Source organism: Shewanella sp. DNRA4 (genome assembly GCF_012843185.1).
GTDB lineage: Bacteria > Pseudomonadota > Gammaproteobacteria > Enterobacterales > Shewanellaceae > Shewanella > Shewanella xiamenensis.
In genome coordinates, this window is sequence record NZ_JABAIP010000014.1 from 20,961 (window position 1) to 33,871 (window position 12,911).

Annotated in this window: 11 protein-coding genes; 7 read left to right on the forward strand and 4 right to left on the reverse strand. The window is 46.4% G+C overall.

The features are described 5' to 3' along the window. Positions 1-6: 6 nt before the first annotated feature. The 3 genes from panB (at position 7) to HG547_RS15675 (ending at position 2,542) form a co-directional block, all read left to right on the forward strand. Positions 7-801 (forward strand): 3-methyl-2-oxobutanoate hydroxymethyltransferase, encoded by a 795-nt coding sequence (gene panB / locus HG547_RS15665; protein WP_055648267.1) that lies wholly within the window; start codon positions 7-9, stop codon positions 799-801. A 77-nt stretch (positions 802-878) separates the two neighbouring features. Further along, positions 879-1,724: a pantoate--beta-alanine ligase gene (gene panC / locus HG547_RS15670; protein ID WP_037429055.1), complete on the forward strand. Its 846-nt coding sequence runs from the start codon at positions 879-881 to the stop codon at positions 1,722-1,724. Between the two features lie 299 nt (positions 1,725-2,023). Next, positions 2,024-2,542: a hypothetical protein gene (locus HG547_RS15675; protein WP_055648265.1), complete on the forward strand. Its 519-nt coding sequence runs from the start codon at positions 2,024-2,026 to the stop codon at positions 2,540-2,542. A gap of 111 nt (positions 2,543-2,653) precedes the next feature. Here HG547_RS15675 and HG547_RS15680 read toward each other — a convergent pair whose 3' ends face one another. Then, on the reverse strand, positions 2,654-5,161 hold the full coding sequence (locus HG547_RS15680; protein ID WP_169548339.1) for a S8 family serine peptidase: 2,508 nt from the start codon (positions 5,159-5,161) through the stop codon (positions 2,654-2,656). Between the two features lie 399 nt (positions 5,162-5,560). On the opposite strand from HG547_RS15680, the gene HG547_RS15685 reads away from it, so the two are divergent. Further along, on the forward strand, positions 5,561-5,980 hold the full coding sequence (locus tag HG547_RS15685; RefSeq protein WP_037414543.1) for a curlin: 420 nt from the start codon (positions 5,561-5,563) through the stop codon (positions 5,978-5,980). 14 nt (positions 5,981-5,994) lie between these two features. Further along, positions 5,995-7,500: a curlin gene (locus HG547_RS15690; RefSeq protein WP_169548340.1), complete on the forward strand. Its 1,506-nt coding sequence runs from the start codon at positions 5,995-5,997 to the stop codon at positions 7,498-7,500. A 176-nt stretch (positions 7,501-7,676) separates the two neighbouring features. On the opposite strand, the gene HG547_RS15695 is transcribed toward HG547_RS15690, so the two are convergent. Together HG547_RS15695 and HG547_RS15700 are read right to left on the reverse strand one after the other, a co-directional pair. Continuing rightward, positions 7,677-8,348 carry a LuxR C-terminal-related transcriptional regulator gene (locus HG547_RS15695; RefSeq protein ID WP_169548341.1) on the reverse strand — a complete coding sequence of 224 codons (672 nt, stop codon included), beginning with the start codon at positions 8,346-8,348 and terminating at the stop codon, positions 7,677-7,679. A gap of 365 nt (positions 8,349-8,713) precedes the next feature. Then, positions 8,714-9,322 carry a DUF2238 domain-containing protein gene (locus tag HG547_RS15700; RefSeq protein WP_169548342.1) on the reverse strand — a complete coding sequence of 203 codons (609 nt, stop codon included), beginning with the start codon at positions 9,320-9,322 and terminating at the stop codon, positions 8,714-8,716. Positions 9,323-9,478: 156 nt separating this feature from the next. On the opposite strand from HG547_RS15700, the gene serA reads away from it, so the two are divergent. Next, complete coding sequence (gene serA, locus HG547_RS15705; RefSeq protein ID WP_037414534.1) at positions 9,479-10,708, forward strand: phosphoglycerate dehydrogenase; 1,230 nt, start codon at positions 9,479-9,481, stop codon at positions 10,706-10,708. 135 nt (positions 10,709-10,843) lie between these two features. Next, on the forward strand, positions 10,844-11,797 hold the full coding sequence (gene ygfZ / locus HG547_RS15710; RefSeq protein ID WP_169548343.1) for a tRNA-modifying protein YgfZ: 954 nt from the start codon (positions 10,844-10,846) through the stop codon (positions 11,795-11,797). Between the two features lie 55 nt (positions 11,798-11,852). On the opposite strand, the gene HG547_RS15715 is transcribed toward ygfZ, so the two are convergent. Continuing rightward, positions 11,853-12,869 (reverse strand): two-component system response regulator, encoded by a 1,017-nt coding sequence (locus HG547_RS15715; protein WP_037414530.1) that lies wholly within the window; start codon positions 12,867-12,869, stop codon positions 11,853-11,855. Positions 12,870-12,911 lie beyond the last annotated feature (42 nt).

Genomic DNA, 12,911 nt, shown 5'->3' on the forward strand with positions numbered 1-12,911 from the left:
ACCCATATGTCTAAAGTTACTAGCTCAACCCTGTTGAAATACAAACAGGAAGGTAGAAAATTCACCGCTCTGACAGCCTATGATGCCAGCTTTGCCAGCGCGTTCGACGGCGAAGGCATCGATGTGCTACTGGTCGGCGATTCTTTGGGAATGGTTCTGCAAGGCCACGATGATACGCTGCCCGTCACGACAGCCGAAATCGCCTATCACACTCGTTGTGTGCGTCGCGGTATCGAGCGATCACTGCTGATCGCCGATATGCCGTTTATGAGTTACGCCACGCCAGAACAAACCATGGAAAACGCCACCGCACTAATGCAGGCGGGTGCTAATATGGTCAAGCTGGAAGGCGGTCACTGGTTACTCGAAACGGTTACTAAACTGACCGAGCGCGGTATTCCTGTCTGCGCCCACTTGGGCCTCACCCCGCAATCTGTACACGTTTTTGGCGGTTTTAAAGTGCAGGGCCGCGATGCTGAAAATGCTCAGCGCATTCTCGATGAAGCCAAGGCCTTAGAGGCGGCAGGCGCGCAGCTGTTAGTGGTTGAATGTATTCCAGCATCGCTTGCTACCGCCATTACTCAAGCATTAACTATCCCTGTAATTGGCATTGGCGCGGGCGCCAGCACCGATGGTCAGATTCTGGTGATGCACGACGTGCTTGGTATTTCGAGTGGTTATATTCCACGTTTTTCAAAGAACTACCTCAAGCAAACGGGCGAAATCCGCTCGGCGGTTCGCGCATATATTGAAGAAGTGGCCAATGGCACCTTCCCGAGTGCAGATCACACGTTCAACTAAGCGTGCTAGCACTCATTAAGCTAAATAGTGCTAAGCACACAGACTACTCATTTTAGGTTTTAGCAAGGTAAGAGTTAATGATCACTAGCGCCCATATCGATGATATTCGTACTCAAGTGCGAGCATGGCGTGCCAAGGGCGAGACTGTCGCCTTTGTGCCGACCATGGGCAATCTCCATCAGGGACACATCACCTTAGTGAAAGAAGCGGCGAAGAAATGCGATCATGTAGTCGTGTCTATCTTCGTCAATCCCATGCAGTTTGGGCAAAATGAAGATCTCGATGCCTACCCGCGCACCTTAGAGGCCGATAGCCAAGCCTTAACCGCAGCGGGCGCCGAGCTGTTGTTTACCCCAACACCGGCGATTATTTACCCCAAAGGGTTAGCGCAGCAAACCTATGTTGAAGTCCCAGGGATCTCCGATGTGCTCTGCGGTGCCAGTCGTCCCGGCCACTTCCGTGGCGTCGCGACCATCGTTTGTAAACTGTTCAACATAGTGCAGCCCGATGTCGCGTTTTTTGGCAACAAGGATTATCAACAACTGTTAGTGATCCGCACTATGGTTGAGGATTTGTCGCTGCCGATTGAAATAATTGGCATTGATACCATTCGTGAAGCCTCTGGTTTAGCCATGAGTTCACGCAATGGCTACCTGACGGCGGAAGAAAAAGCCGCAGCGCCCGCGCTGAAAAAGGCCATCGATGCCATGGCACAAGGGATCAAGCAAGGCGTGAGTATCGAACAAGTCACCGCGGAAGCCAAAGCGAGCCTTATCGCCGCAGGCTTTACACCGGATTATTTAGAAGTTCGCCATGCCACCACGCTGGCCCATGCGGAAGCTACGGACCAAGCCCTGGTGATTTTGGCGGCCGCTTACTTAGGTAAAGCGCGTCTTATTGATAATCTGCGCTTTGATCGCTAAACATCTATTTAAGATTTGAGAAAAGGAGCTTAGGCTCCTTTTTTATTACCTCAGAACGCTGGTATTGCTGGCGTTCCAGTGAAGCGTCAAATAAATTCCAGTGTCAAAAAACTGGTTTTATTCTTTCACTTACGCCATAGTACTCACCAATGTTAACGTTAAGTAACATATGTTTATACTACATGGATTTATAACTGCTAAAGTTTAAAGGGAGATAAGTGAGACAACTCCATTTAACTCTAGCTTAATACCCATTGTGATAATTTCATTCATTGCGTATACAAAGGATTTGTCGTCGAATGGCAAGACTCATAGTGACTCTTATTTGTATGCTTTTGCCTCTCACGGCGCTCGCAAATACCGTCTATAAATGTCGCAAAGGCGATAAAGTCATCTTTAGCCAAATCGCCTGTCCGCAGGAATACAGTCAGCATAAAATTGAATATCAGTTGGGTATTAGCAACGAAATTGATTCGGATAAACGTGAAACCAAAGTAGACCCATTGCAAGCTTTGTTAAATAATCACTCCTTACCCCCAAAGAAACTGCTGCAATTACTCGACGGTGAAATCTATAGCCTAAAACAAGAGAATAGCTATTTTGAAATCCTAAGGGCCAGTGAATTACAGAAACTAGAACGGCAGCGATATTGGCAAAATAAAGACAAAAGTGATCCCGATTATTTAAAGCAACTGAGTAAGATTAATGATCATTTTGATAAACTCACCACAATCAATAGCCAACTTATACAGCAATTATCGGATAGAAAAACCCAAATAAATGCCGATGTAGAACACGAAGAACCCCAAAAAAAATGACACGCATTAGTTGAGCATTAAACGTAAATGGTAACTACCGACTAAACAGCTAGTTTAGGGGTTGAAAGCAAAAAGGCGACCTTTCGGTCGCCTTCATTTTTAAGGACTACATTAGAATTGTGCTACTACTGGTGCAGAACATAAGGTTCCAGTGGTTTCACATACTTGATAAGTCACACTTGATGCAGATGTAGTGAAGCGATCACGATAGTTGCCATCGTTCTCTGTTGTCACCACTAACTGACCGTCACGGTATAGAGCAACACTTTCGCCTAATGCACTATCCCATTCAATATCTACCATAGCGCTACCACGGCGTGATACCAATGCGCGAGTGACGGATGCGTTGATACTATGCTCATAAACTTGAACTTCCATGGTCACAGTATTGCTGTGTTCCATTGAGTCAGTCACAGTGAGGGCCACAGTGTAAGTACCTGCCGCAGCAAATACATGGCTAGGGTTCATTTCAGTTGAAGTTGAACCATCACCAAAATCCCAGCTGTAGCTCACGATATCATCGTTCGCATCGGTACTAGTGTTAGTAAAGGCGACACTTAAACCTTCAACTGCATACTCGAAGCCCGCCACTGGTGCCGCTGGAGATGCTTCGCCTAAGCCGCTGATCACTAAGCCCCAGTTATTAAGAGTACCAGTGTCAGCCGCTGCATTGTCATCTACTGATAATGACCAAGTACCCCGTGCGTTTTCACCATCAAACGCGCTTAAGTCCCAGCTCTTAACAATGTTGTCAGCGCTGCCGCCATCACGGTTATGTAGAACCACTTCAGTACCTGCTGGAGAAGTTAACACAACGCGTAAGTCACCAATCCAAGTGTGGCTGATATTGACATCGGCGGTCACGCCAAAAATCTGCACATCATCAGTAACTTCAATCGTGCTCACAATACCACTAGCATTGTTATCAGGGATAGCAACAGCATTCTCATTGCCATAGGTAAAGTCATTTAATCCTTGAGGGAACACATTCAGTGAAACGACTTTAGCCTTTTCAATAGTGCCATCGGTACCTGTTACTGTAATGCTGTAATCACCCCAAGCTGTTTGCGCCGTTGTCGCAACATCTAAGGTAAATGAACCACCAGCTGAAACAGTTGAGGCTGATAAGGACACACCTTCTAGCGCTGGAGAAACCGAGACAGAAAGAGCTACATCGCCTTCCCATCCTGCAACGCTACCAACACTAAAGTTATAGCTTGCAGTGCTACCCGCTTCGACAGATTGTGATACTGGCGATACGGTAAACTTGTAGCTAGGAGATGGGTTAGCCTGCTCGAGTGCGTTAGCCACATTGAGGCGAGTACCAGCCACGGTTTTACCCGTTAAATCTGCATTAGCATCACCTGATGCCATCAGTAAGGATTTCATTTCTACTGGTGAGAGATCTGGATTTAATGACCACACCAGAGCTGCGGCGCCCGTGACATGTGGAGTAGCCATAGAGGTACCAGAATACGTCGCGTAACCACCACCTGGAACAGTAGAGAGAATCGCGGAGCCTGGTGCTCCCATATCGACGCTAGTTAAACCCCATTGTGAGAAGTCTGACATACGGTCATTACGATCCGTACTTGCAATCGAGAGGACAACGTCAGAATCGTAGCTTGAGGGATAATGTGGGCTCGCATCGTTATCGACCGCGTCATTACCCGCTGCTGCAACGAATAAAATGCCTGCTTCACCACCCGCTTCAATCGCATCTTTTAAGGCTTGGCTAAAGCTACCGCCGCCCCAAGAGTTGTTGGTGGCTTTGATATCCACGCCATGGTTAACCTTCAGATCCGTAAAGTAATCTAAACATGCAATAGCGCCAGCTGTAGAACCATAACCATCGGCATCAAGGAACTGACAGGCGGCAATTTTAACGTCCCAGTTCACCCCAACGACACCCACACCATTGTTGCCTTTAGCACCAATAGTGCCAGATACGTGAGTACCGTGACCATTACCATCCATTGGGTTACCGTTATCATTTACCGCACTGTAACCGTGAATATCATCGATCACGCCGTTACCATCGTCATCGATACCATTACCTGGAATTTCGCCAGCGTTAACCCACATGTTGGCTTGCAAATCTGGGTGATTGTAATCAACCCCAGTATCGATAACCCCAATCACCACATCCGAGCTACCCGTGGTTATTTCCCAAGCCTCTGGCGCGTCGATATCTGCATCGGCACTACCGCCATTTTGGCCAGTGTTGTTCATGCCCCACAGGCTAGCAAAGCTTGGATCATCGGGCGTACCTATCGCCTTAAGAATGTAGTTGGGTTCTGCATATTTTACCGCTGGATGACGACTAATCACCTTAATCGCATCTTCAATATTAGCGCCTTTACGCAGGGCTAAACGGGTAAGTTTACCATTGAGTAAATGCTGGAATTTATCGTCTACGCCATCAGCATTTGCATCGGTTAAGGTGCCGCGAACTAAACGCTGTGCTGCTGCACGTTCGGCTTTAGTCACATTATCTTTGTACACCACAAGGATGGCGTCTTTTTCATAGACTGGTGCATCTTTTGCCATTGCAGGCACCGCTGACAACGTCATCGCCCCTGCAATTGCTAACGCCAATGGTGAGAGTTTTATTGACATACTTAAGCTTCCTATAGTCCTTTACGTTGAAATTCTGGAACGGCAATTACGCAGCCACCATTCAAAGTGAGATGGATAAAAACGACGAATTTCCAGCATGTTTGCCTGCAAATTGTTGCCATAATGTTTCAATTTAAAAAAGACGCTGCACGCTAAATACAACTTAACTACTAGACCAACTCGGTGAGGTAAATACCGCCTAAACGCAGGGTTTTATCGACAAAAAACAAGATATTCATGGAATTAACAAAAGTTAATCTGGTTAGCATTTAAATTACACCTCAAAAATAAATACCCTTTTGGCCAATTGTCTCTAAGCACTATGGCTCGTACCTTGATGCCTGAGTTGGAAAGAGTCTGTGCTCTGACCAAAACACCAATACATGCAAGGAGTCACTTGTGCCAAATCCATTAACACGCTTTTTGGTACTGCTGCTCTTGATATGTAGTTGCCTGACATCATCCCATGCGGCAGATGTCAGTGAATTGCCCGTCACACTGCAGGCGCTAATTGAGCGTTCAGGGCGCGATAATCTTATCGACCTAGTGCAGCAAGGCACGGCAAACCAAGGGATAGTGTTTCAATCAGGGAACGATAACAGCGCCTATGTGACGCAAGCGGGTAACGATAACGTATCGCTTGTGACACAGATTGGAACCAATAATGAAGTCCAACTACGACAAGTCGGCACTAAAAATATGGCTTCGATTACCCAGATTGGTAATGACAACCTGGTGCAATTGAACCAGCTAGGAAGCGGCAATTTTTCGATTCAACAGATTGCGGACGGTGCCGCAATCTCAATAACTCAGTATTAAACAGGGAGAGTCACATGAAATCACAAGCTAAAATGTCATTGATTGCATTAGCCATTACTGCGGGATTAAGTGGTAATGCGCTAGCAGCAAGCACAGTCAACGAAATCAGCGTTGAGCAAACAGGCCAAGGTCAAGATACCTTAGTCGCTCAAACTGGTGTCATTAACGCAGCAGCAGTAACCCAAACGGGTAACGACCAAGTTGCCACCGTATTACAAGACGGTGTGTGGCATGAAGCACAAGTCAACTCAACTGGCGATGCTAACAAAGTGACTGTTAGCCAACAAACAGATTGGCACGTAGCCTCTGTTGATGTGAAAGGCAATAATAACGAAGTTGAAGTGACTCAAGACGGCTTCTTCAACCAAAGCAGCAACGATGTCGTGGGCAACGACAACCTTGTTTCAGTTAGCCAATTAGGTGAGCTGAACGAAAGCTATGTTGAAATCACTGGCACAGAAAACAGTGCATTTGTTGAGCAAGAAGGTGATGAAAACCTTGCCGTATTCCGTGTTCAAGGCGACAACAACGACGGTGATATCAAACAATACGGTAACAGCAACCAAGCGGGTCTAATTGCACTCGATCTGACTGCCAACGTGGGTAACAACAACGACGTATCAGTTGAACAAATTGGTAACAATAACTTTGGTGCAGCCAAAGGCATCGCTGGTAACGACAACAGTGTTGATATCTACCAAAAAGGTGATAACCACACTGGCTTTGTTTACGCCTTAGCCGGTAGCGAAAACGATATCAGCATGAAGCAAGAAGGCAGCAATAACATTGCTTACCTCTCTATGACTACGGGTGATGATAACACTATCGACATCGCTCAAGATGGTGATAGTAACACAGTTGGTGATTCTTTAGTTGCTGATATTCAAGGTGATGATAATGATATTGCCATCAAGCAAAAAGGCGACAGCAACGGTGCAGAGTTCCAAGTATGGGGCGATAGCAACGACGTTGACTTAAAACAACGTGGTGATGCTAACTTCGCAACCTTTGGCGCTTACGGTACTGACAACGACTTCGACTTATCTTCTAAAGGTGATAACAACGAGCTGGTTGCCTTCGCAACAGGTGAAGACAACAGCATCGAAATCAGCCAAGAAGGTGATGCGAACTTCGCTTATGTGGATGCCGTGGGTAGCGACAACGAAGTGGATGTTGAGCAAGATGGTGATCAAAACGAGACCATCATTAGCGTAACAGGTAACAACGCCGATGTAACTGCACTGCAACACCGTGGCGATCTGAACCTTATCGATTTAATCATCGAAGGTGATGAAAACTCAGCAGAAATCACTCAAGCGGGTAACGGCAACTGGGTCGGTGGTGATAGCGGTAGTTCATTTGCTGCCAACTCATTTGGCGTGAGTGGTGACAACAACAGCCTAATGATCTCCCAAACAGGTAATGACAACTTAGTATTAGGCTCACAAGCGGGTAACAACAACAGCATCAGCGTAACCCAAAATGGTGATATGAACGTTGCGACTGTTGTGCAGTACTAATCTTTAAATATGAGTCGCCTTCAAGTTGAAGGCGACTAAATAAAAACGGGAACATTGATAATGTTCCCGTTTTTATTTGCCTATCACACGCAAAAGTACATCGTTATTCGTCTTATCGTTTGGGTATCACACCACGCACCCGCTCGCTTTCAAACAAGATACCAATCAACAAAGGCTTAACTACAAAACTCAAAATGGGTTTGATAGGTCTGAGCCCATCTTAATAACTCGACACGATTTCGTGACTGGGTTTTACGGAAAATCGATGAAATATGCGCCTTTACCGTGTGCTCACTGATGCAAAGACGATGGGCAATTTCCTTATTTCTCGCGCCGCTGGAAACGAATTGAATGATGGTTCTTTCTCTAGAGGTAAGAGCTTGCAGCATGGCCACAGTGTCGGCAGGCATATCATGTTGTCCATCCAACTTTTGCACCACGCGACGAAACATCTTACTGAGCAAAGTTCTATCGTACCAAAGCTCATCGGCAACCATTTTACGCAATCCGGTCAACATCAAATCCATACGCTGGTCAGTAAACAGTAGTCCGCGTATGCCAAGCAGCATAGCTGACTCTTGATCTAAGGAATTGCGCTCAACTTGATACAGAGCCACAGGAATATGGGGGACAAGACGAGATGCCAGCAAAGGGATCCCTTTATTATCTAAGGCCGCACCTTTCTGGGCGATTAAACAAAAGCTGCGATGCCCTTTTTCTAAATCTAACTCTAACGCTGAGGCATGTTTAACGATCCGTGTTTTCAATCCGATAGATTCAGCAAGTATCGCTAAATGGCAAGGCGCCGCCACTTGATGTAAAAATACTAACTCATTGATAGTACCCAATTTACTCTTCTCCCTGAAAAGTATTCCATTATCTTTTTATCCGGCTTAATGAAATCTGCCTAAATCTCAGCATACATCTCATTAACATAGCCCATTTTGACTAGTTACCGTATGAATGCCATCACCCAAATGTACTAATAACCTCTATTTATATGTAGTAAATTCGACTAACTCCCTAAATAGTATTTCATTGCTAGCAATTAATACTAAACGAGATGGAGATCACACTCGTCTTTATACCTTAGTTAATGGAAACATCAATCGAAAGTTTAAACACAAAATTAACACCGAAAAATGACATTTTGGGGAATAAAAATCCCCTTTGAATGTCATTCAAAGGGGATTGAATGCTCTCAAGACTACGATTAGGCCTGAGTCAAGAGTTTAGCGATTTGCTTATCCTGCACACGGGATAAACTGAGTAGCGCGACAATGGCCCCAATTAAGGCTAAAAACATATCCGATTGGGTATCCCACACGTAACCTTGTGTGCCTAAGAATGCCTCAGCACCTTCGCCCGTTGCAGCGGCCACCCACCACTCTATAAGCTCATAGAAAGCACTGAAAGCGAGTACAAAACAAGTGACCAAAAAAGCGCACCAAGCGCCGGGTTTGACGGCTTGATTGCGTAACATAATCTCACGGGCCAACATGGCAGGAATAAAGCCTTGAGCGAAATGCCCGACCTTGTCGTAATTGTTACGTTCACTGCCCATCCATTGGGCAATGGTGTCAAATAATGGCACTTCAGCATAGGTATAGTGCGCACCGACAAACAGCACACAACAATGTACAAGTACTAAAAAATACACTATTGGGGTTAGCTCAAAACGTTTGCGGGTAAAAAATAATAGCGGAACCGCCACTAATGCAGGTAAAGCTTCAAGCCACCAAGTGAAAGTATCTGCAGGTTTTATCGCCGACCAGACTAAAACTGAGAGGTAAATACCGCACCAAGCGATTTTATTATTCAATGTTTCTTCCTCTTATGCGATATTGTTCTAATTTTAGAATATTAACTTTAGCCATCTAGCCCTCCACAGTGAGCAAAAAAAGTGCTACTTTGATGAGCCAAGGTTGTCAGCATAACATACAAGAACCACTTCAATTAATTAGAGGGTACCCATATCATGGCGAAACATTCGCTTGACAAGGATAAGATCAAAATCCTGTTGTTGGAAGGCGTCCACCAATCTGCGGTAGATGTGTTTGAACGCGCGGGATACACCAATATTGAGTATCACAAAGCCTCGTTAGGTGATGAAGCCCTGCACGAATCCATCAAAGATGCTCATTTTGTTGGTATTCGTTCCCGTACCCAACTCACCGCCGATGTATTAAAACGTGCCGAAAAATTAATTGCGATTGGTTGTTTCTGTATCGGCACTAACCAAGTGGATCTGGCGACCGCCGAATCCCTCGGTATCCCCGTTTTTAACGCACCATTCTCTAATACCCGCAGCGTAGCTGAACTGGTATTAGGCGAAATTATTATGCTGATGCGCGGTATTCCTGAACGTAACGCTATCGCCCATCGTGGTGGTTGGATGAAAACTGCCGCAGGCAGTTACGAAGTCCGTGGCAAAACTTTAGGCGTGATAGGCTATGGCCATATTGGAACTCAGCTGGGGATCCTGGCAGAAACCTTAGGCATGCGTGTGGTGTTCTTCGATATCGAAGACAAATTGCCATTGGGTAATGCCCAGCAAATCCATTCAATGGAGCAATTGCTGGCACAGTCCGATGTAGTAAGCTTGCACGTGCCTGAAACGCCGCAAACCAAAGACATGATAAGTACTGCCGAATTCGCCGCTATGCGTAAAGGCAGCATCTTTATCAACGCTTCCCGCGGTACTGTGGTCGATATCGATGCGCTCACGGTGGCACTCAAAGAGCGTCACCTTGCGGGCGCGGCGATTGACGTTTTCCCCATTGAGCCACAATCGAATGATGATGAATTTATCAGCCCATTACGCGGTTTAGATAATGTGCTACTCACGCCACATGTGGGTGGTAGCACCGCCGAAGCACAGGAAAATATCGGTATCGAAGTGGCAGGCAAATTAGCCAAATACTCAGATAACGGTTCAACCGTATCTGCGGTTAACTTCCCTGAAGTGTCTCTGCCAATGCATAAAGGTACCTCACGCCTACTGCATATCCACCAAAATCGTCCAGGCGTGCTGATCAAAATCAACAAAGCCTTCTCTGAAAAAGGCATTAACATTGCCGCTCAGTATCTGCAAACAACGGCAGAAATCGGTTATGTGGTAATGGAAGTCGACACTCACCAAGCAGAAGAAGCCTTGGTTGAGCTTAAAGCCATTGAAGGCACACTGCGTACTCGCGTGTTGTTCTAAAGCCTAAACCGCTAAGGTTTGCCCCCATCTAAGGCGCACATTTCATTTAAGATATGTGCGCCTTATGCTTTTGAGGCCAGAGGAATTCCGCTACAATCAAGCCTCTTGCATCGCCTTCATTTTCAGGATCTCGCTATGACTATTGCAGTTTCGACACCCAATTGGGATCTGGACGCCTCCACGCCTCCACTTATGCTCGCCAACTTATCCCACCTAGGCCTTATCAAAGTGGTTGGCGAACAGGGCCGCAGTTTTATCCATGGCCAAGTGACCACAGATATCAGCTCACTCGAAGCCAACCAATGGCGCTGGGGCGCACATTGTGATCCTAAGGGAAAGATGCTGGCTAGCTTCCGCACCTTTGCCATCCAAGATGCGCTGTTGATGTTGATGCCAAAGGACACTATTGCAGTGGATCTGCCACAACTGCAAAAATATGCGGTATTTAGTAAGGCGACCCTGACCAATGCCTCTGATGAGTGGACATTACTCGGTGTGGCGGGTGAACAGGCTAAACAATTTGTCAGCCAACACTACGGTGAAGTCACTCAGGAACTCACTCTCATCGAGCAAGGCGCCATTTTAAAAGATGCGGATCGATTTATATTGGTTCTACAACCACAAGCCGCAAGTGCCCTCATTGCCGAGCATACCGTATTTGATGCCAGTGCTTGGCAAGCATTAGAAATTGCTGCGGGTTACCCCAATCTAGCGCCAAGCCATGCTAATCAGTACGTACCGCAGATGTGTAACCTACAGGCTATCAACGGGATCAGCTTTAACAAAGGCTGCTACATGGGTCAAGAAACTGTGGCTCGGATGAAATACCGTGGTGGTAACAAGCGTGCGCTCTATATTCTTCAAGGCACCACTTCCTTAAATATCAATTTGGAAACGGGTATCGAGATAGAATTGGAAGACGGTTATCGCAAGGGTGGACAAATCATTGAATTTGTTCAACGTGGTAATCAAGTGCTGCTCACCGCCGTGCTCGCCAACGATACCGAGAGTGATGCCAAATTGCGTTTCGCTGATGACGAGCAATCTAGCTTACGTATTCAAGCATTGCCCTACTCGCTCGAAGACTAGTTTCTCGCTGATAAGCGGAACGTATTGAAAAAGGCGCCCTAGGCGCCTTTCTGCTTTAATGTTCGAAATAAGTATCTCGAATCGCCACCACCTCGGGCAAGATTTGCTTAAATTCGGCCACCAGCTTAGGGTCAAAATGTTGCCCTGCTTGGCTTTCGAGTAACTCGAGCGTGGCCTCTATTGTCCAAGGCTCCTTGTAAGGACGGCGCGAAGTCAGCGCGTCAAAGACGTCCGCTATCGCCACAATCCGACCTTCAATCGGAATATTTTCCCCCGACAAACCATTAGGATAACCCGAACCATCCCATTTCTCGTGGTGGGTTAAGGCGATACGCCGCGCCATTTGCAGCAGTGGGTCGCCATGCTCACCAATGATCTCAGCACCAATGGCGGCATGTTGCTGCATGATTTTCCACTCTTCGGCATCGAGCTTACCCGGCTTTTTCAGTACCGCATCGGGCGTGCCGATTTTGCCAATGTCATGCATAGGCGCCGCGTTATACAACAACTCACAGAAGGTACTCGGTAAACCTAGTTTGATAGCGAGCAGCCGCGCATAATGGCTCATACGCACAACGTGCAGACCCGTTTCGTTGTCTTTGTATTCGGCGGCGCGACCTAAACGGCGAATGATTTCAAAGCGGGTTTCTTCTAACTCTTGGGTACGTTCTTTAACTTGTTGCTCTAGCAAGCGTTTTTGATCGTACAGCGCGAGATGAGTTTTGACTCGCGCCTTCACCACGGGAGCGCTGACTGGTTTGGTAATGTAGTCAACCGCACCTAAGGCAAAGCCCTGTGCTTCATCGGCAACCTCAGATAATGCCGTCACAAAAATCACAGGAATGTGGCAAGTTAAGGGCTCCTGTTTAAGCTGCTTACAGACTTCATAACCATTCATGCCGGGCATCATGACGTCGAGTAAAATTAAATCAGGCAGTGTTTTGGCTACAAGGGCTAGCGCTCTTGGTCCATCAATCGCGACTTTGACCTTATAGTCATCACCGAGTATGCCCACCAAAATATCGATATTTTCTGGAGTATCATCGACGACTAATATTGTTGCCTTATCCATCAACACATTCACCTTTCCAGTGGCTTTATCAATGATCAATAC

Coding starts and splice junctions, on each gene's coding strand:
- HG547_RS15690 (WP_169548340.1), top strand. CDS start 5,995: ATGAAATCACAAGCTAAAATGTCATTGATTGCATTAGCCATTACTGCG.
- panB (WP_055648267.1), top strand. CDS start 7: ATGTCTAAAGTTACTAGCTCAACCCTGTTGAAATACAAACAGGAAGGT.
- HG547_RS15675 (WP_055648265.1), top strand. CDS start 2,024: ATGGCAAGACTCATAGTGACTCTTATTTGTATGCTTTTGCCTCTCACG.
- ygfZ (WP_169548343.1), top strand. CDS start 10,844: ATGACTATTGCAGTTTCGACACCCAATTGGGATCTGGACGCCTCCACG.
- HG547_RS15680 (WP_169548339.1), bottom strand. CDS start 5,161: ATGTCAATAAAACTCTCACCATTGGCGTTAGCAATTGCAGGGGCGATG.
- panC (WP_037429055.1), top strand. CDS start 879: ATGATCACTAGCGCCCATATCGATGATATTCGTACTCAAGTGCGAGCA.
- serA (WP_037414534.1), top strand. CDS start 9,479: ATGGCGAAACATTCGCTTGACAAGGATAAGATCAAAATCCTGTTGTTG.
- HG547_RS15715 (WP_037414530.1), bottom strand. CDS start 12,869: ATGGATAAGGCAACAATATTAGTCGTCGATGATACTCCAGAAAATATC.